This is a genomic window from Arcicella sp. BE140 (assembly GCF_031456255.1).
In the GTDB taxonomy this organism is placed as follows: domain Bacteria; phylum Bacteroidota; class Bacteroidia; order Cytophagales; family Spirosomataceae; genus Arcicella; species Arcicella aquatica.
The window spans coordinates 1-18,500 of the sequence record NZ_JAVDUE010000008.1; the positions used below are offsets into that span (position 1 = coordinate 1).

General features: G+C 32.6%; 11 protein-coding genes, 1 other RNA gene and 1 CRISPR repeat array. All 12 genes read left to right on the forward strand.

Features of this window, described 5'->3' with window-relative positions; translation table 11 throughout:
* Window positions 1–267 precede the first annotated feature (267 nt).
* The 12 genes from J2Y60_RS12450 (at window position 268) to J2Y60_RS12505 (ending at window position 18,429) form a co-directional block, all read left to right on the forward strand.
* Window positions 268–1,677: a DUF4403 family protein gene (locus J2Y60_RS12450; RefSeq protein ID WP_309915964.1), complete on the forward strand. Its 1,410-nt coding sequence runs from the start codon at window positions 268–270 to the stop codon at window positions 1,675–1,677.
* A 24-nt stretch (window positions 1,678–1,701) separates the two neighbouring features.
* Window positions 1,702–2,103: RNase P RNA component class A (gene rnpB / locus J2Y60_RS12455), an RNA gene on the forward strand.
* A gap of 239 nt (window positions 2,104–2,342) precedes the next feature.
* Window positions 2,343–3,131 carry a CRISPR-associated endoribonuclease Cas6 gene (cas6, locus tag J2Y60_RS12460; RefSeq protein WP_309915967.1) on the forward strand — a complete coding sequence of 263 codons (789 nt, stop codon included), beginning with the start codon at window positions 2,343–2,345 and terminating at the stop codon, window positions 3,129–3,131.
* A 145-nt stretch (window positions 3,132–3,276) separates the two neighbouring features.
* The gene (cas8a1, locus tag J2Y60_RS12465; RefSeq protein WP_309915970.1) at window positions 3,277–4,677 is read left to right on the forward strand and encodes a type I-B CRISPR-associated protein Cas8b1/Cst1; all 1,401 of its coding nucleotides are present in this window, start codon (window positions 3,277–3,279) and stop codon (window positions 4,675–4,677) included.
* 34 nt (window positions 4,678–4,711) lie between these two features.
* Window positions 4,712–5,797 (forward strand): type I-B CRISPR-associated protein Cas7/Cst2/DevR, encoded by a 1,086-nt coding sequence (gene cas7i, locus J2Y60_RS12470; RefSeq protein WP_309915974.1) that lies wholly within the window; start codon window positions 4,712–4,714, stop codon window positions 5,795–5,797.
* Window positions 5,798–5,799: 2 nt separating this feature from the next.
* A complete protein-coding gene (cas5b, locus tag J2Y60_RS12475) occupies window positions 5,800–6,480 on the forward strand; it encodes a type I-B CRISPR-associated protein Cas5b (RefSeq protein WP_309915976.1) in 681 nt (226 codons plus the stop codon).
* Window positions 6,461–8,788 (forward strand): CRISPR-associated helicase Cas3', encoded by a 2,328-nt coding sequence (cas3, locus tag J2Y60_RS12480; RefSeq protein WP_309915979.1) that lies wholly within the window; start codon window positions 6,461–6,463, stop codon window positions 8,786–8,788. The genes cas5b and cas3 overlap by 20 nt, the downstream gene beginning before the upstream one ends.
* Before the next feature lie 159 nt (window positions 8,789–8,947).
* Window positions 8,948–9,478 (forward strand): CRISPR-associated protein Cas4, encoded by a 531-nt coding sequence (gene cas4 / locus J2Y60_RS12485; protein ID WP_309915984.1) that lies wholly within the window; start codon window positions 8,948–8,950, stop codon window positions 9,476–9,478.
* Window positions 9,479–9,525: 47 nt separating this feature from the next.
* A complete protein-coding gene (gene cas1b / locus J2Y60_RS12490; protein WP_309915987.1) occupies window positions 9,526–10,530 on the forward strand; it encodes a type I-B CRISPR-associated endonuclease Cas1b in 1,005 nt (334 codons plus the stop codon).
* 110 nt (window positions 10,531–10,640) lie between these two features.
* A complete protein-coding gene (cas2, locus tag J2Y60_RS12495; protein ID WP_309915991.1) occupies window positions 10,641–10,904 on the forward strand; it encodes a CRISPR-associated endonuclease Cas2 in 264 nt (87 codons plus the stop codon).
* 203 nt (window positions 10,905–11,107) lie between these two features.
* Window positions 11,108–16,346: a CRISPR direct-repeat array (repeat unit 29 nt; unit sequence CTTTTAATCGTACCAAGTGGAATTGAAAT).
* Between the two features lie 166 nt (window positions 16,347–16,512).
* Window positions 16,513–17,469 (forward strand): hypothetical protein, encoded by a 957-nt coding sequence (locus J2Y60_RS12500; protein WP_309915994.1) that lies wholly within the window; start codon window positions 16,513–16,515, stop codon window positions 17,467–17,469.
* Window positions 17,470–17,586: 117 nt separating this feature from the next.
* Window positions 17,587–18,429, forward strand: coding sequence for an SDR family NAD(P)-dependent oxidoreductase (locus J2Y60_RS12505; RefSeq protein WP_309915997.1), 843 nt, complete (start codon window positions 17,587–17,589; stop codon window positions 18,427–18,429).
* The last annotated feature ends 71 nt before the right edge of the window (window positions 18,430–18,500 follow it).

The following is an 18,500-nucleotide window of genomic DNA, read 5'->3' on the forward strand; positions in this document are numbered from 1 at the left end:
CAATAAGTCGCATAAATATGAATTTTGACGAAAATTTAATGAGTTTTACCCAAATTGCAAAGAACGATTATTTCATGAATCTTAATAAGTCCCTCGCTAGGGATGTTGTAAGAATTTCAAATACTTGCTTGTGGGTAATCAGTAGGGAATATGTTCCTCGCTAGGGATAAAGATTGAGGGAATTATATTCTTAGTGTTTAACCTAATTATTTTTTAATAAAAAACCGCTTATAAAAGTCATCATTTAAACAATTGTTTTAACCAAAAATGAAAAAAATACTTATTGCCTTAATAGCTGCTAGCTTATTTCAAGGCTGTTCAAGTTCAAAGAATACTAATACTACTGCTAATCCAGAAGCTCCAAAAGAATCGTACATGTATAATGGAAAACAAGTAGAGAAAAGTCTTTCCACGATTGGCATTCCTTTTGAAATTACCATGGGGGATGTTGAAAGACAAATAAATGCTAATATCAAAGACTTGATTTATGAAGATGCTAGCATGGAGGACAACAATTTTGATAACTTCATGTGTAAAGTTAACAAAAGAGACAACATTACCGTAACGACCAAAGACGAAGCCTTTTTGTTTAGTGTTCCTCTGAAAGTTTGGGTAAAAGCTGGTTATAAAGTAATGGGTATTTCGATTCCTCCACAGGAATTATCCTTTGATTTTAACCTAAAATTTGGCACGAAGTTTTCAATTGCACCCAACTGGACGGCATCTGTACAGAGTTTCCCATTGGGTTATGAATGGATTAAAAAACCCACTTTACGTTTAGGGGGCTACGAAATCCCTGTGACATCGCTAGTAGAAAGAGCGTTGAATTCACAACAAGCTACTTTGTTGAAATCGGTTGATGATGCTGTAAAGAAAAATGTGGATATTAAAAAATATATCGTTCAGGCTTGGAATACAGCTATGCAACCATATTTGCTTTCTGAAAAATATCGTACATGGTTAAAAGTAACGCCGATAGCGTTACAGATGAGTCCGCTTACGACAGTTAATAACAAGGTAAAAGCGATGATTGGTATTCAGGCTTATACAGAAACTATTACAGGGGCAAAACCAAGTTTTCAACCTGTCAATACTGTACCTGACTTGAAACTGGTTAATGATATTGCTGATAATTTTAAAGTAGGTATCATTGCTGAAATACCATTGAGCGAAGCCGCTAAATTGACAGCTGATACTTTGATTGGGCAAAATTTTTCATTTAAAGACGGAAAGTATAATGTAGGGGTAACTGAAGTTGATATTTATGGTGACCAAGAAAAAATGGTGATCAAAGCGGGCTTAAAAGGGAGTATCAATGGTAACATTTATTACAAAGGTGTGCCAGCGTATAATCCAGCTACCAAGTCTGTTTATTTAGAAAACTTTGATTACGACTTAAAAACCAAAAATTTGTTGATTAGTACTGCAAACTGGTTTTTTCAAGGGAAGTTTGCTAAAAACATGAAAGATGCTTTAACTTTTAAAATTGGTGGGCAAATTGATGAAATGAAAAAGCAAATGCAAGCTAACTTAACCAATAATAAAGTCGCAAAAGGAGTTACTTTGAATGGAAGCATTAGCGAACTAACGCCTGATAAAGTATATCTAACGCCTAATTCAATTATCGCTGTAATAAACGCCAGTGGAAAGTTAGATATAAAAGTAGATGGTTTGTAAAAACTAACAGCTAACTTTGTAGCAGAAAGCATTCGTCTTATCGCCTTTGTGAAAGCAGGGGAGGAAAGTCTGGACAACACAGAGCATCATGCTTCCTAACGGGAAGGTACGTTTTTGGAGACGAAACCGTAACAGCAAGTGCCACAGAAAATAACCGCCCGTAAGGGTAAGGGTGAAAAGGTAGTGTAAGAGACTACCGCTCGGTTGGTGACAAACGAGGCATCGGTAAACCTCATGAGTTGAAAGACCAAATAGGCTGGCAAGCGGCGTTGGTAACAACAAAGTAAAGGACGGCTCGTTCGTGTCAGTGGGTAGGTTGATAGAGGTAGTAGGCGACTACTATTCGAGATAAATGATAAGACTTTTGGATATTTCTGCAAAGAAAAATTCAATCGACAGAATCCGGCTTATAGAATGTTATCTAAAAAAAATCCTCAGAGCGTTTTACACACTCTGAGGATTTTTTTTAGGACTGTAGGACTTTAAGACTAAATGACTTTAGGGATGCTTCTATTTAAAAAAACTACAATTTTAAAATCCTTTAGTCTTCAAGTCGCGTAATCCTTAAGTCCTTACTTACCGTATAATAAAAATAGAATTATTTTTTGAAACAATATTGAGAAAATATGTAAGTTTAATCATCGTTTTAAAATTAACATATATTCATGCGTTTTACACTACATCTTACTCCCCAAACGAAGTATCCCAAGTTGATGTGGAATTATCACTATGCTTTAGCATCGTGGCTTTATGGTGTTATTGCCAAGGCCGATGCCGAGTATGCAACTTTTCTGCATCAAGAAGGTTATGTAGCTCCTAACGGAAAATGTTTTAAGCATTTTACTTTCTCCGACTTTCGCTTCAAAATGGGAAAGATGTTACCTAATGGTTTTGAAATTGCTTCACCCCAAGTACAATGGACGGTGTCGTTCTTAATAGACAAAACAGCAGAACATTTTATTATAGGACTTTTCCAAAACCAAGAAATTCATCTTTTTAACCGAGAATTTGACACAACGTTTATGGTAGAACGTGTAGAGACCTTCCCTGAACCAACAATTAACAGTACCACCCAACTTTGGGCATCGTCTGCAATGGTAGTTGCCGATAAAATAAATGGTAAAGACCAATACTTAGAACCAACAGATGAGCTATTTGGAAAATATTTGATTGATGGATTAATTGATAAATACATCAGTATGAAGCTAGAAAGAGGAGAAGCAATAGACCCAACCTTGAATAATCATAACATTGTATTCAGATTGTTGGATACATCAAAAATGAAATCCAGAAAAGTAACCATCAAAGAAAGAGGAGGAGCCGCTACAGAAATAAAGGGTTATCGTAATTTTTCTTTTGAACTAACCGCTCCGCCAGAGATTATAAAAGTAGGTCTTTATGGCGGGCTGGGGAAGTATGGAGCTACTGGGTTTGGGTTTTGTGAGGTGGAGTAATCAATAATGGGTTTATGTCAACAGAAAAAGAAACTCAAATTGTATTGGCTTTAAAAGCTTATTGAAATTTAAAGAATTATTAATTACTGATCGTAGAAAAATCTTGCCTAAAACAGATTATAAACCAATAACAAATTATGTAATAATGAAAGAAACACACGATAGTTTTACAAAACCTACTGGAGACCCTTTTATAGATGTTGGTGGGTACGTTATACAGTGCTTAGGTGATAGGTTTCCTCAAAAAACTATTTTTGAGTTAGTAGAGTATGCGACAACCATTTATATAAAACAATGGAACAGTAAGTTACATACCTATTTTTTAAATTCATCTATTACTCAACCTGCATTTAATGCAGAGAAAAAAGTCTCTGAAACACTGAAATATTATAAAGGACTTCTTGAAGAAACTAATCCAGATGTTAAATATGGTTTTTGTAGAATTTTAGGAGAAGAAACAAAATTGTATGTAGCTGGGAGAAGTAACCACATGATGTCTGCATCGGGCGCTTTTATAAACTTTCATAGTGCTTACGAAAGTGGATTATATTTATCTAAGGAAGCTTTGATACGTATATTCTTTGTTCCTCTAGGTGTTTGTTTTGTGGGAGATAAAGTTGCTTTGTTGCAAAGTAATCATGCTCAAGTATCAAGCTTTCTAATACAAAAGAACGTTGAAGAAAACCTAAAAAATGTTGCATCAGGTTTATCAGAAGGAACATTGAAATCTGAATACGGTATTGTAACTAATGCCTTATTTAGTTATGCTGATTTCTGTATTGGTAATCTAAGAATTGCTATTATAGACGAAGAAGACCCTCTTGCTTTAAAAGATGTTCAATTGAATATGTATCATTTTACCAATTTTGGAGCAAGCCCAGACATCGTATTGTACACATTTTCTAATATACTATTTGCATTTTATGCTTACTGTAAAAAAAACTATTCAACGGAATGGAATGGTTTTATAAATCAACATTTTAAATATTCGAAATTCAAAGATGCTCATTTTGATGTATCAAAACAAGAATGGTATAATGCCAAGGAACGCTTAGGTTTTGATAGTTATAAAATTTGGAATAATCCTATTCTCAATAAGCTACTGAAAAATGAATCTATTATTGGGCATTTATGTAAATGGAGTCGTAAAAATCAGTTTAGTTTTAACATTGTAGAAATTTATTGTATTAATTTATTAAAAATGGACAAATATACAATTCAGAAAATCAAGGAGTTATCGGATTTTATTTTAATTAATAGGTCTGATGATCAAATTACAAAAGCGATAGTAAAACTTAATGGTTTGAAAAGTAGTGCAGACTTTAGGCTTTTTCTAATAAAGCTTATTAAGGAAAACTATGAAACTAAAAATCCTGAGCCACTAATTACTTTAGAGGACTATGTTTTATATCTTTTCCCAGATGGTTCATTTTGGAAAAACACAAGAGATTTATTGCTCATTTCGATTTATCAAAAATTGCATGAGTTAAACTTAAGATTAAATGACTTGCCTGATATAGAAGATATTGAAGAAAACGAAGAATAATTTAAAATTTAAGCCAATTAAATAAACTAAGAAAATGGAAATATTAAAAACACAAGGGTTTGTACTTATTGACGTAGATGTTGTTGCATTGAACAATGCAGGTGCAAGTACTACCACAAATTTTGACAATGGTGTAGCCACTAAGACAATTACAAAGAATGGAAAAAAATATGCTTATGTATCTGGACAAGCATGGCGTTATTGGTGGAGAGATACTTTAAAGAAGGATTTTGGCTGGGATTTGTCACCTATAACAAGAGAAAGTAAGATAGCTTTTACAGATGCCAATCCTTTAAAATATTCAGACGATGATGTATTTGGTTATATGAAGGCAGCTAAGGATGTAATTCTTAAAGAAGATGGTTCTCCAGAATTAGATTCAAAAGGTAAAGAAAAAAAAGAAGATGTTACGGTAACTCGTGTTTCACCTTTAAAAAATTCTGTACTTGTATCAGTCGCAAGTATAAAGTCAGAGGAACATTGGTCTAGTATGGCACGTCATGAAGGAGATTCTGTTCCGTATAGCAAAGAAGAATATAGTGCTATTATGAAAGGAATGTTTTCTTTAGATTTAGCTCAAGTGGGGACTTTCGCAACTTATAATAAAACGGGGTTCAAAAACCTTACTTCCAAGCTACAAGAGGAGGGTTTAACCAATGGCTGTACTTTAGTAAGTGATTCATTTGTTAAAGATGCGAAAGGTAATCCAAAACAATTAGTCCAACTACCATTATCAACAAGATTAAAAAGAGTAGTCGATACATTGAAAGCGTTAAAAACTATTTCAGGTGGAGCTATGCAAACTAATAATTTAGCTGATGTTACTCCCAAATTCATTGTCTTAGCTACAACTAAAAGTGGAAATCATCCCTTTTCACATATTGCTTCAGGAGAAGGGCTATACAACAATATTGCTGTTTTAAATATCTCAGCTCTAAAAGAAGTATTAGAAGATTATAAAGAACAAATAATCGGTACAGTATTTATTGGCAAAAGGTCTGGATTTATGGATGAATGCAATGACGATTTAGCAAAGCTTAACTCAGAGATTGTTCAAGTAACTACTATCAATCAAGCAATTGATGGCTATTGTGAACAGCTAAAAAAACAATTGAATTAATTATGAAATTCCATAAAATTAATATTTCAGGTTGGACAGCCAGTTTTAGATACCCTAATCTATTAAGTGGTTTTCAGCCCACATTGGAAGTACCTCCACTGAGTACAGTTTTAGGACTAATTAATGCAGCTGCAGGAAAATTTATTACTTATGAAAATGAAAAAATAGGGTATTATTTTGAATATGATTCAAAAGCTGTTGATTTAGAAACTATTTATCAAATGGATGGGAACGGTAAAAGCACTTCTAATAATAATGCAAAATCAAATGTTATTCGAAGAGAATTTTTATTTAACCCACACCTTATAATTTACACTAGTAATGATGAAATTGCTCAGTATTTCAAAGAGCCTGTATATCCTTTGCTACTTGGTAGAATGAATGATTTAGCTAGTGTTGATAGTATTGTAGAAGTTGATTTATCTATAAACGATGATGTTAGCGAACTAAAAGGACAAATTGTTCCCGTATTCCCTTATAAATTATCAGGGATGATACAAGCTCTGCCACAATACTTTACGAATACTTTTCCTAGGAAGAATTTAGGAACAAAACCCTATTCTATTGTTTCATGTAAGAGTGCTGTGGGTACATCTAATATTGAAACCTTCAGAGACGAAACTATTGGCTTGAATGTATTTTTACATCAACTAAATTATAGTTATGAACAACTTATTAGCTAAATCTGAGCCTCAGATAACTTTATTAGGTCATATAAATGATTGTTTATCTATCCATGCCCTTTTAGAACACCAATTTGCTAATATTATCCAAATGCCAAACATCCCAAAAGATTTTTGGTATTTGGTAAAAATAGCAATGATTTTTCATGATTTAGGGAAAGGTCATATTGAGTTTCAGAAAATGTTGAGAAAAGAAAAAGATAATTGGAAAAGGCAAAGACATGAACTTTTTTCATTACCTTTTTATTTAGCTTATGACCAAATTCAAGATAGTAAAATTAATCATCTAATGTTTTTAGCTATAGCTGGTCATCATAAGGATTTTGGTCAACTCTTTTCAAAGTATATTTCTAATTTCTATGAATCAGATAAAAATGACCCTTATAATATTGATTTAGGCTCAACAGATAAAATTACATTTGAAGTAGAATTTAATAAAGTCAAAGCAAAAGAGATTAGACAACTTCTTAAGGAGGCGTTTAGAATTGAGTTAAAGGATGACCCACAAAAATATTTAAATGCGATTCAAAATGAAATTCCTAAATACCTAAAGAATGGAATAAATATTAAGAATAAAGATTATTGGTTTTTAGTATTGTTATTTGGTGCTATTAAAAATTGCGACCATTTAGGTTCAGCAGGGGTAAAGCACATTCCAGAGACAACTTTGAAGGATTTTGGATTTTTAAACAAGTACGAACTTGATTTAAAGACAAAAGGGCATGATTTTTATCAGCATCAAAAGGATTGTGCTGAAACATTAGGAAATGTAATACTTACAGCTCCAACTGGCTCAGGCAAAACAGAAAGTGCTTTTCTATGGTTAAGAAGACATTTTGAAGAAAGCCAAACTGGTAGAATTTTTTATATTCTTCCATTCACTGCATCTATTAATGCTATGTTTGAAAGACTTAGAAAGGTTATTGATAATGAAAAAGTAGGAATGCTACATGGAAAACTTAGCGCTTATCTAAATAATTATTTTGAAGAACATCAATATAGCCAAAGTAATAAAGTAGAAGCAATTAAAGAATTAAAGCAGAAGTTTAAATATGTAACTACTCCAATAAAAGTATGTACCCCCTTTCAATTACTAAAACATCTTTTCGGTTTAAAAGGATTCGAGCAAGGTTTATTTGAATGGGTTAATGGATATTTTATTTTTGATGAAATTCATGCGTATGACCCTAAAACATTTGCTCAAATAAAAGTATTATTGGAGTTTGCTACACAACATCTTAATGTTAAAGTTATGATTATGACAGCAACACTACCTAAATTTTTAAGAAATGAGCTTGTAATCGCAATTGATAAATATAAGCCTGTTTTTGCTGATAATGCTCTTTTTGATGCTTTTAAAAGACATAAAATTATCTTAGAGAATGGTTTATTAGAGGAAAACCTATCTATTATACAACAAGATTTAAGGAAAGGTAGAAAAGTTTTAGTCGTTTGTAATACTGTGGCAAAATCACAGGAAATATACAATATATTAAAGAATGAAAAAGTTAAGTCAGTACTGCTGCATGGGGGTTTTAATGGAGTGGATAGAAACAGCCATGAACAAACACTTTTACAGTCAGAATTAAACAAAGATATTGACGATGTAATGTTGCTAGTAGGTACTCAAGCTATTGAAGTTAGTCTAGATATTGATTTTGATATAATTTATACGGAACCTGCACCAATTGATGCCTTGCTTCAACGATTTGGAAGGGTTAATAGAAAAAGAGAGAAAGGAGTTTCGCCATGTGTCGTGTTTCGTGAAAATAATAAATCAGATTTTCATATTTATGATAAAACAGTGATAGAAAGAACTATTCAAATTTTTTCTAAAGATGAGAATGAAGGTGTAATAGATGAAGCAATTTTACAGGAGTATATAGATTTTGTTTACCCTGAATGGACTAATGAGCAGTTAAATGATTTTCAAATGACTTATGAAACAATGAAAGCTACTATTGATTTATTAATTCCTTTAGTTCATTCCAAAAATACAGAAGATGATTTTTATTCTAAATTTGACGGAGCAAAAATTTTACCACAGATATATAAAAAACAATTTGAAAATTATTTGCTTGCATTTGATTTTATTAGTGCAGAGAACCTTAAAGTTTCAGTAAGTAAGAGACGTTTTGCAAGTTGGATTAATAAAGGTACTATTAGAAAAGAATCATTTGCATTTGAAAAAAATAAGAAAGGTGATTTAATGAAGATAGATTATTTTTTAACAAATAAAATTTATAACTCAGAATTAGGGCTTTTTAGTAATAATGAGGAGGCTTGGGTTGATGACAATTTGTGGTAGATAAAACCCTTTAAAACTGAAAACAAATGGTATGAAACGATTAAAGGCAAAATACATTAATGTGGGCGTAAAGGCGTTTCAATACACTCTTCTAAATCGAACCTTTATGATATTTCATTAATAATCAATAAATAAGCAAAACATAAATTTTTACACACTATGAATATCACCGCTACACATTTAAACTACTTACACGTATGTCATCGAAAGGTATGGCTGTTTTCCAACAATATTACAATGGAACACACCTCCGATTTAGTAACAGAGGGAAAGCAAATCGGGGAGGAGAGTTACCCGCAAAGAGCTGAACGAAATCAAGAAGTAGCTATTTCTACAGAGATTAATGGCATAACCTGTAATGCTAAGATAGATTTTTATGATGCCAAAACTAGCGTGGTTCATGAAATAAAGAAATCTAGTGCCAAAGAGATGGCTCATGTTGCACAGGTACAGTTTTATTTATATCTATTGCGAAAGAATGGAATAACTGCTAATTATGGATTGATTGAATACCCCAAGTTAAGGCAAACTGAAAAAGTTGAATTGTTGGAAGATGATATGCGAAATGTAGAACGTTGGGTGAAAAAGGTAGATGAGATTATTAACCAAGAAATGTGTCCGCCTGCGTTGCCAAAAAGTAAATGTAAAAATTGCTCTTATTTTGAATTTTGTTGGAGTGGAGAAGAATAAAGATGTACTATTAAAATATATAGCTTACCGTTAGTAAATCTACAATCATGAAAAAGCCCTATTATTTATTTAACCCTGGACGGTTGTCTAGACAAGACAATACGTTAAAATTTCAACCTGTAGACGAACACGGTAATGAGGGTCAGCCCCGATTTATCCCTATCGAAACAGTAGATAATCTTTATTGTTTTGGCTCTTTAGATGCCAATTCAGCCATGTATAATTTTCTGGGAAAGAATCAAGTAGCTGTTCATTTCTTTGATTATTATGAACATTACACAGGTTCATTTATGCCCAAAGAGTATTTACTGGCTGGTAAAATGCAGGTAGAACAAACAAAATATTACCTAGCCAATAAAAAGCGAATTATACTTGCCCAAAAGTTTGTGTTAGGTGGAGCTATGAATATGTTGAAAAATCTAAACTATTATAACAATCGACAAAAGGACGTAGCAAGACAGGTAAAAGCAATAGAAGGATATATTGAAAAGATTCCTCAGACTACACAGATAGATGAATTAATGGGATTAGAAGGAAATGTACGACAAACCTATTATGAAGCATTTGATGTAATAATCAATGATTTTCAGATGGGGAATCGTACCAAACAACCACCCAATAATGAAATAAACACTTTAATTTCTTTTGGAAATATGATGTGTTATACCCTTTGTTTAGGACAGATTTATCATACTCAGTTAAACCCGACGATAAGTTTTTTACATGAACCTGGCTACAGGAGGTATTCATTAGCATTAGATTTAGCAGAAATATTCAAACCCATATTAGTGGATAGAACTATTTTTAGCTTGCTCAATAAAAAACAAATTCAATCAAGCGATTTCAGACAGGAATTGAACCGTTGTGTGATGAAAGAATCTGCCAGAAAGACATTTATGGCAGCCTTTGACGAAAAATTAAAAGAGACTTTTAAACATAGAAACCTTGGGCGGTCAGTAAGTTATAAACACCTTGTAAAACTAGAATGTTATAAATTGAGTAAACACATTTTAGGAATGGAAGAATATAAACCTTTTAAGATGAATTGGTAGAGCAGTAAAGAGTCTAATAGTTTTATGTAATATTTGTACATACAAACTACTAGATACTAATCTTTTAACATATCACCAACATTTTTAATTAACAGATAAATTATCGAATTATGTATGTAATATTAGTATATGATATTGGTGAAAGACGAGTAGGCAAGATGTTGAAACATTGCCGAAAATATTTAAATTGGATTCAAAATTCTGTTTTTGAAGGAGAGATTACCGAAGTAAAGCTAAAAGAGCTAGTGATTGGAGCAAAAAAAATAATGAATGAAGAATTTGATAGTTTAATTCTGTTTAAAAGTAGAGATCAAAAGTGGCTAGATAAACAGATAGTAGGGAAGGAATTAAGCAAAATTGACAACTTTTTGTAAATAACGTAGTCGTCGAAGAAGAAAAACTCTGATATTTTCAAGCATATTCTACTCGAAAAAATATCTAAAAATAAGCTAAGTTGTTGATTATCAATTGTCGTCGATAGCCCATTAAAATCATATCATTCTAGGTTGACGATTTTTAAGTGTTTTTTAGAATAAAAAAAGTGTTAAATTGAGCCCAATAAGCAGTTTTTGCAACGGTTTTAATCGTACCAAGTGGAATTGAAATTTGATAACTGGAATACAATAAAAGCCAGTCTGGTAAGTTTTAATCGTACCAAGTGGAATTGAAATGATAGTATATATGAAAATGAATATAATGCAGATATAGTTTTAATCGTACCAAGTGGAATTGAAATTATAGTTATCATAAGAGCCTAAAAAAAAATCACTAAGTTTTAATCGTACCAAGTGGAATTGAAATATAAAGATTTTGAAGAATGGTATTATTCGTTTTGTCGTTTTAATCGTACCAAGTGGAATTGAAATGACAACATAAACAAACCACCTTTAGGACTCATGCCCCGTTTTAATCGTACCAAGTGGAATTGAAATAAAGAAGAGTTTGAAAATGTTACTCCTATTTATTGGTTTTAATCGTACCAAGTGGAATTGAAATATCATTAGCGACTCCATAAACTGAATCCATGTTTGGGTTTTAATCGTACCAAGTGGAATTGAAATAATCATTCCCGTATTTAATAGCCTCGTTTTGTTTGTTGTTTTAATCGTACCAAGTGGAATTGAAATACAAAAAACGAAGGGAGGGATATGAAATTAGATATGGTTTTAATCGTACCAAGTGGAATTGAAATTTGTGACTGACATGAAAAACGAGTCCATTTCGATAGGTTTTAATCGTACCAAGTGGAATTGAAATATAGGAGTCTATCCAACTTACAAGACTAACTTAGACGTTTTAATCGTACCAAGTGGAATTGAAATATGCCTTAATAAATTGGATTGCTAACATGACTTTTAGTTTTAATCGTACCAAGTGGAATTGAAATAGGGCTTCACTAGCTTCTTTCTGTGAACCTAACGAAGTTTTAATCGTACCAAGTGGAATTGAAATTATTACGCCAATAGCTTTTGGTGGGTTGAAGTATGAGTTTTAATCGTACCAAGTGGAATTGAAATATTGAAGCATTTACTGAAATAAAATAGATAAAAATGGTTTTAATCGTACCAAGTGGAATTGAAATGTTACTTGGGCTTGGGTAATAACCTACACCTGGATTGTTTTAATCGTACCAAGTGGAATTGAAATTTAGGAAAGGGATTCGGAATGTAAAACATACTAATCGTTTTAATCGTACCAAGTGGAATTGAAATTATATTGTTTATCAAACAACAGAAACAGTATTTACAGTTTTAATCGTACCAAGTGGAATTGAAATATTGAACCGTTTACACCTACCGATGTGACAATTGATAGTTTTAATCGTACCAAGTGGAATTGAAATATCTATACGCTTGAATATGGCTCATATATCAAGGGAGTTTTAATCGTACCAAGTGGAATTGAAATTTAGCACCACTACAGGTAAGACAATCAACTACGATGGGTTTTAATCGTACCAAGTGGAATTGAAATAATATCAGACCAGCTAAGTGTTAAAATGCCTTTTGCGTTTTAATCGTACCAAGTGGAATTGAAATATGAAAGTTACGCTTGGCAAATATCAGAAATAAAGTTTTAATCGTACCAAGTGGAATTGAAATACTTCTGGATACTCCCCCTTTTCAAAATGTCTCCAGTTTTAATCGTACCAAGTGGAATTGAAATGTTTTTAGGAGTAAATTAGATGTCGTATTATTGTTAGTTTTAATCGTACCAAGTGGAATTGAAATATGTCCGCACTGTGATGCGATGTGGGGCATTGAAGGTTTTAATCGTACCAAGTGGAATTGAAATTCTTTCTCAATGACAGTTACTTTTTTTTCGACGCTGTTTTAATCGTACCAAGTGGAATTGAAATTCATTAATCAACTTGACGATATCAGCTTTCTGAGGTTTTAATCGTACCAAGTGGAATTGAAATGTTTATGCTCATGGTGGAGTTTGTTTAAGTTTTAAAGTTTTAATCGTACCAAGTGGAATTGAAATAATATCACAATTCTTGGTACTTGGTGAACCTCTGAGGTTTTAATCGTACCAAGTGGAATTGAAATAAATATTATCTACAATAGTTGCATAAGTAGATAAGAGTTTTAATCGTACCAAGTGGAATTGAAATGAAACAGTCGGTAATATTTCAACCTGTAATCTTTGTCCCTTTTAATCGTACCAAGTGGAATTGAAATTAGTTTTTGAATATGAACCTACCAATGTACGCCACAGTCTTTTAATCGTACCAAGTGGAATTGAAATACAGGATGCAAAAAAATATCATTTCGAGTGTATTCTCTTTTAATCGTACCAAGTGGAATTGAAATAGAGGAAATGTTGTTACATCTTTCAATCAAGTTGAATCTTTTAATCGTACCAAGTGGAATTGAAATTTGGGTTTCTTTCCGACGATTTATCCTTTTTGATTACTTTTAATCGTACCAAGTGGAATTGAAATGAGATTACAAACCTTACTTGGGTTCCAGATGGCAAACTTTTAATCGTACCAAGTGGAATTGAAATCTCCTATCTCAATTTCTCAATCGCTTAACATTTCACTTTTAATCGTACCAAGTGGAATTGAAATATTGATTTAGGTTCAGTAAAGCAGAGCGGTAACTTTGACTTTTAATCGTACCAAGTGGAATTGAAATGATGCTAAAAAGCCTTACATAATTGTAACGTCTGTCTTTTAATCGTACCAAGTGGAATTGAAATACAGTTAACAAGTTAGGTATCAAAAACAATCATTATGCTTTTAATCGTACCAAGTGGAATTGAAATCATACTACATCAACACCACCGGTCTTAATAGCAGAGCTTTTAATCGTACCAAGTGGAATTGAAATTAGTTATACAACTTACTCAGCGACACCAAACGACCTTACTTTTAATCGTACCAAGTGGAATTGAAATAGACAAACGATGGTGATCCCGACGAAAAAGCAGACGCTTTTAATCGTACCAAGTGGAATTGAAATTAAGGGTCAGTGTCTGGATTAGTAGCTATTTTCCCTTCTTTTAATCGTACCAAGTGGAATTGAAATATGTTGAAGCATAACTAACAAATACGGCTTTCTTCCTACTTTTAATCGTACCAAGTGGAATTGAAATATCACAACCACTTTCACGCCCCCTATTTCCCACTTACTTTTAATCGTACCAAGTGGAATTGAAATTATTTTCGCTCGCCGTCTTCTTAGAGTGACATGACCTTTTAATCGTACCAAGTGGAATTGAAATTAAATAGTACTCCTTCAGCTTTTATCAAGTGTGGGCTTTTAATCGTACCAAGTGGAATTGAAATGTAATCGGAACTATTAACTTCAAACTCATGCTTTTCTTTTAATCGTACCAAGTGGAATTGAAATAAGAAAGTACATTTTGCTCAAGACGAAGACATGAGCTTTTAATCGTACCAAGTGGAATTGAAATTTATTGAAACAGAAAGTTCCTTTCCCTCGATTACCCTTTTAATCGTACCAAGTGGAATTGAAATGTGTTTAATCCTGCTTATACTCAAACAGATTTACAACCTTTTAATCGTACCAAGTGGAATTGAAATTTCGTAAGTAATACCAGTTAAAGCATTGGTATTAAAGCTTTTAATCGTACCAAGTGGAATTGAAATGATACCGACCTTGCTAATCGGTTAGTAGCTTTGTACTTTTAATCGTACCAAGTGGAATTGAAATAAGCCTGCATTTAGAAAACAAACTGGACAATCTAATTCTTTTAATCGTACCAAGTGGAATTGAAATAGAGGGAAACTTGGTTATACGACTATTTTCCCGTGACTTTTAATCGTACCAAGTGGAATTGAAATGTTTTTGACCCTCCAATATCTCAAGTACCGATTGGGCTCTTTTAATCGTACCAAGTGGAATTGAAATATTTTAGGAAATGCTTATGCTATTCCCGCTGGATGTACTTTTAATCGTACCAAGTGGAATTGAAATTTGTAATGATGCCTTCACGATAGCCATCTTGAAAGTCTTTTAATCGTACCAAGTGGAATTGAAATAGCCGTTTGAATTTCTGGAAGGATTTTATTCTTCAGACTTTTAATCGTACCAAGTGGAATTGAAATATGATTACGAACTTTTTGCCGAAAGGATAAACCAACTTTTAATCGTACCAAGTGGAATTGAAATGTTCCTAATGTTTCTTATGCTTCGTTCAATCGTGCACTTTTAATCGTACCAAGTGGAATTGAAATTCGAATAAAGACAATACATTCAAGCCACTATTCATCTTTTAATCGTACCAAGTGGAATTGAAATGTTCCTTGGCGATTGAATCACGTTTAGACTTCAACTTTTAATCGTACCAAGTGGAATTGAAATTAGTTGGGTCTTTGCGTACACCCAAGAACATTACAGATTCTTTTAATCGTACCAAGTGGAATTGAAATTTTTGTAAGGCAGGGTCAAGCTGTTTGAAATCGTTAGCTTTTAATCGTACCAAGTGGAATTGAAATATAGTTGTATAAATCGTTTTGCATTAGTAACCCTTCCTTTTAATCGTACCAAGTGGAATTGAAATAATAGATCAATCAGCTGAAGCACCTTATTTGATGCTCTTTTAATCGTACCAAGTGGAATTGAAATTCTACTGTGTTTGCCATGATTTTATTGAGTGAATGAGTCTTTTAATCGTACCAAGTGGAATTGAAATATGCCTTTCGTGATTATTTGTTGTTTGTGAGAGATAACTTTTAATCGTACCAAGTGGAATTGAAATACGATTGTGGTGAGTATTGCAATCATGATGAGTATTTTCTTTTAATCGTACCAAGTGGAATTGAAATTGGACTTCCAATTATCCCGGTCTTTTTCTAGTAACCTTTTAATCGTACCAAGTGGAATTGAAATATCATAATGGTCATATAAGGCATCTTGCGTAAAATTCCTTTTAATCGTACCAAGTGGAATTGAAATACGAGACACGCAAAAACTATCGTCTAAAAAATGCTCTTTTAATCGTACCAAGTGGAATTGAAATAATATGAACCATGTGATTAATCCTTTACGCATTTTGTCTTTTAATCGTACCAAGTGGAATTGAAATATAAATTGTGGGCAGATAAAAAGGGAGATTGTGAACTTTTAATCGTACCAAGTGGAATTGAAATTCAATTAATTATAATCCTCCAGCAATGTTAAATCACTTTTAATCGTACCAAGTGGAATTGAAATCTATTAGTGAGTACTGCCTTCTTTACAGTATCAACCTTTTAATCGTACCAAGTGGAATTGAAATTGTGCGGGCTGTACGCTAGCTCGTCAATCCAGTACTCTTTTAATCGTACCAAGTGGAATTAAAATAAGTAATTAAACTTAATCGTTATTTTATGGCTGAGATTTAATTCTGATTGTATTAAGGATATAACAAAAGCCTTTTATACGATATAATTTTACTCAAAATCTCTCCAAAATTTGCATGTTTTACTTTTCTGTGCCTTCTTGCGTGAAATCACAAAATTCCCATAAAATGAAAACTAAGTTGTTATTTTTTTTTATCTCTCTAACTTTTTGTTTTACTACTTTAGCCCAAAAGAAAAAACCTGCTAAGAAGGCTCCTCCTGTTAAAGTTTCAAAAATTGATTCTACTGAGCTACTTAATAAAAATCCTCTAAAGGTGGGTGCTCAACAAGCAAATGATGTTGTCGAAGCTAGCCTCACTGGTAAGGATTTAACTGCTAATCAAAATGGTGAAAAACGTTTTTATGATTCTTATAAATTATTGCTTCATGCTGGTGAAGAGCTTTTTTTAGAACATTCTTCTTCCAATTTTAGAGTAATGCTTAGCTTGAAAACACCTGCCAAGGATAAACAGGAGCTTAGCTATGACTCTCAACCTTTTAAAGGAAATAGTATTAATAAGTTTCATTATGTTGTGCCAGTTACGGGTACTTATACTTTATTGGCTACGTCAATGGATGCTGGACAAACAGGAAAGTATAAAATTACCAAAACGATAACAACGCCTTCGGTCATAGAAGCTGGACTAGACCAAAATTTTGCTAATCAATTTAAAGCTCTTGAGAAATCAAAGAAGGTGAACTTTAAAAATATTACTGGCGAAAAAATTAAAAAGGATAAAAAGGAGGAGAAGAAAGATAAAAGTGCTGGACTAGAAAGCTTTAAAACATCTTTTGAATTGGTAGCTGGGAAGTCTGCTTTTATTTTTCAAGATAATGGGGGACAAACGGCTAATTATAAAAGTATCTTGCTAGAAAGCGAGAATGAAGCTGATGCAAAGGCTTATTTTGAAACATTAAAAAAGCAATTGCAAGTGCTTACTAGAAATTGGACAGAACAAGCTAATACCGATGCTAACTATAGCTCTTCGACGGATGCTGATTTTATTACCTTAAAAATTAATACGATTCCTCCTCTAAAGAAAAAACAAAAACAACTTTATCAAGTAGAGTTCGTTTATAATTAAATAGGAGTAATATTATCTTCAAAGAAATTAAAACAGATGGCATGGCTCACTAAGTCATGCCATCTGTTTTAAAAATGATTGCTCGTTTAATTTATAACCTTTATAACAAAAAAGATTATGCAAATAGCTTTGATTACAGGTGCAAATTCTGGTATTGGATTGGCTACAGCAAAGGCTTTGGCTATTGAAAAATTTGAATTGATTTTGCTAGTTAGAAGTCATGAGAAAGCAATGGCTACTGAATCTGAGATTTTAAAAGTTGCGCCTACTACTAAAATGAATTTCATTATTGCTGATTTAATGGATTTGCCTTCTGTTAAAAAAGCTACGGATGAGATTAAAACAAAATATACTACAATCGACCGTTTGATTAATAATGCTGGATATTCACCCGTGGGAATTTCTTTTACAAAAGATGGCTATGAAAAATCTTTTGTGGCAAATCATTTAGGCCATTTTGTATTGACGATGAATTTGATTGATTTATTAAAGAAATCAAAAGAAAGTAGGGTGATTAATCTTTCCTCTGCAGCGCATGCTTTGGGAAAAGTAACGCGTCTTTTCGAGAAAAATAATACAAAATTATCGGATATGGGTGCTTATGGTGATGGTAAACTAGCCAATATTTTGTTTACCAAAGGTCTAGCTAAGTATTATAAAGATTCTTCAATTACTGCTTATAGTGTGCATCCGGGAGTAGTGAAGTCAAATTTTGGAAGCGATATGAATGGCTTACTAAAAATAGGTTTTGCGCTAGCTCGTCCATTCATGATTTCTGTCGAAAAAGGTGCGGCTACTTCTATCTATTTAGCTACTACAGATATTCAGGATTTAAGATTCAGAAATGGGTATTATTTTACAAAATCAAAACCAGCTTCGACGTTCAATAGTGGTATCACTCCAGAAAGTGTTGAATGGTGTTGGGAAAAAAGCTTAGAAGCAACAAAGGCGTTTATTTAATTTGGTGTTAGTGAATTGTAATTGAGAGGATGCTTGTTCTAAAAAAATAATCACTCATTCACAATTCACTA

Excerpts from the sequence above, each read along its gene's own strand:
- J2Y60_RS12505 (WP_309915997.1), top strand. The coding sequence starts at position 17,587 with ATGCAAATAGCTTTGATTACAGGTGCAAATTCTGGTATTGGATTGGCT.
- cas7i (WP_309915974.1), top strand. The coding sequence starts at position 4,712 with ATGGAAATATTAAAAACACAAGGGTTTGTACTTATTGACGTAGATGTT.
- cas5b (WP_309915976.1), top strand. The coding sequence starts at position 5,800 with ATGAAATTCCATAAAATTAATATTTCAGGTTGGACAGCCAGTTTTAGA.
- cas2 (WP_309915991.1), top strand. The coding sequence starts at position 10,641 with ATGTATGTAATATTAGTATATGATATTGGTGAAAGACGAGTAGGCAAG.
- J2Y60_RS12450 (WP_309915964.1), top strand. The coding sequence starts at position 268 with ATGAAAAAAATACTTATTGCCTTAATAGCTGCTAGCTTATTTCAAGGC.
- cas3 (WP_309915979.1), top strand. The coding sequence starts at position 6,461 with ATGAACAACTTATTAGCTAAATCTGAGCCTCAGATAACTTTATTAGGT.
- cas6 (WP_309915967.1), top strand. The coding sequence starts at position 2,343 with ATGCGTTTTACACTACATCTTACTCCCCAAACGAAGTATCCCAAGTTG.
- cas8a1 (WP_309915970.1), top strand. The coding sequence starts at position 3,277 with ATGAAAGAAACACACGATAGTTTTACAAAACCTACTGGAGACCCTTTT.
- cas4 (WP_309915984.1), top strand. The coding sequence starts at position 8,948 with ATGAATATCACCGCTACACATTTAAACTACTTACACGTATGTCATCGA.
- J2Y60_RS12500 (WP_309915994.1), top strand. The coding sequence starts at position 16,513 with ATGAAAACTAAGTTGTTATTTTTTTTTATCTCTCTAACTTTTTGTTTT.
- cas1b (WP_309915987.1), top strand. The coding sequence starts at position 9,526 with ATGAAAAAGCCCTATTATTTATTTAACCCTGGACGGTTGTCTAGACAA.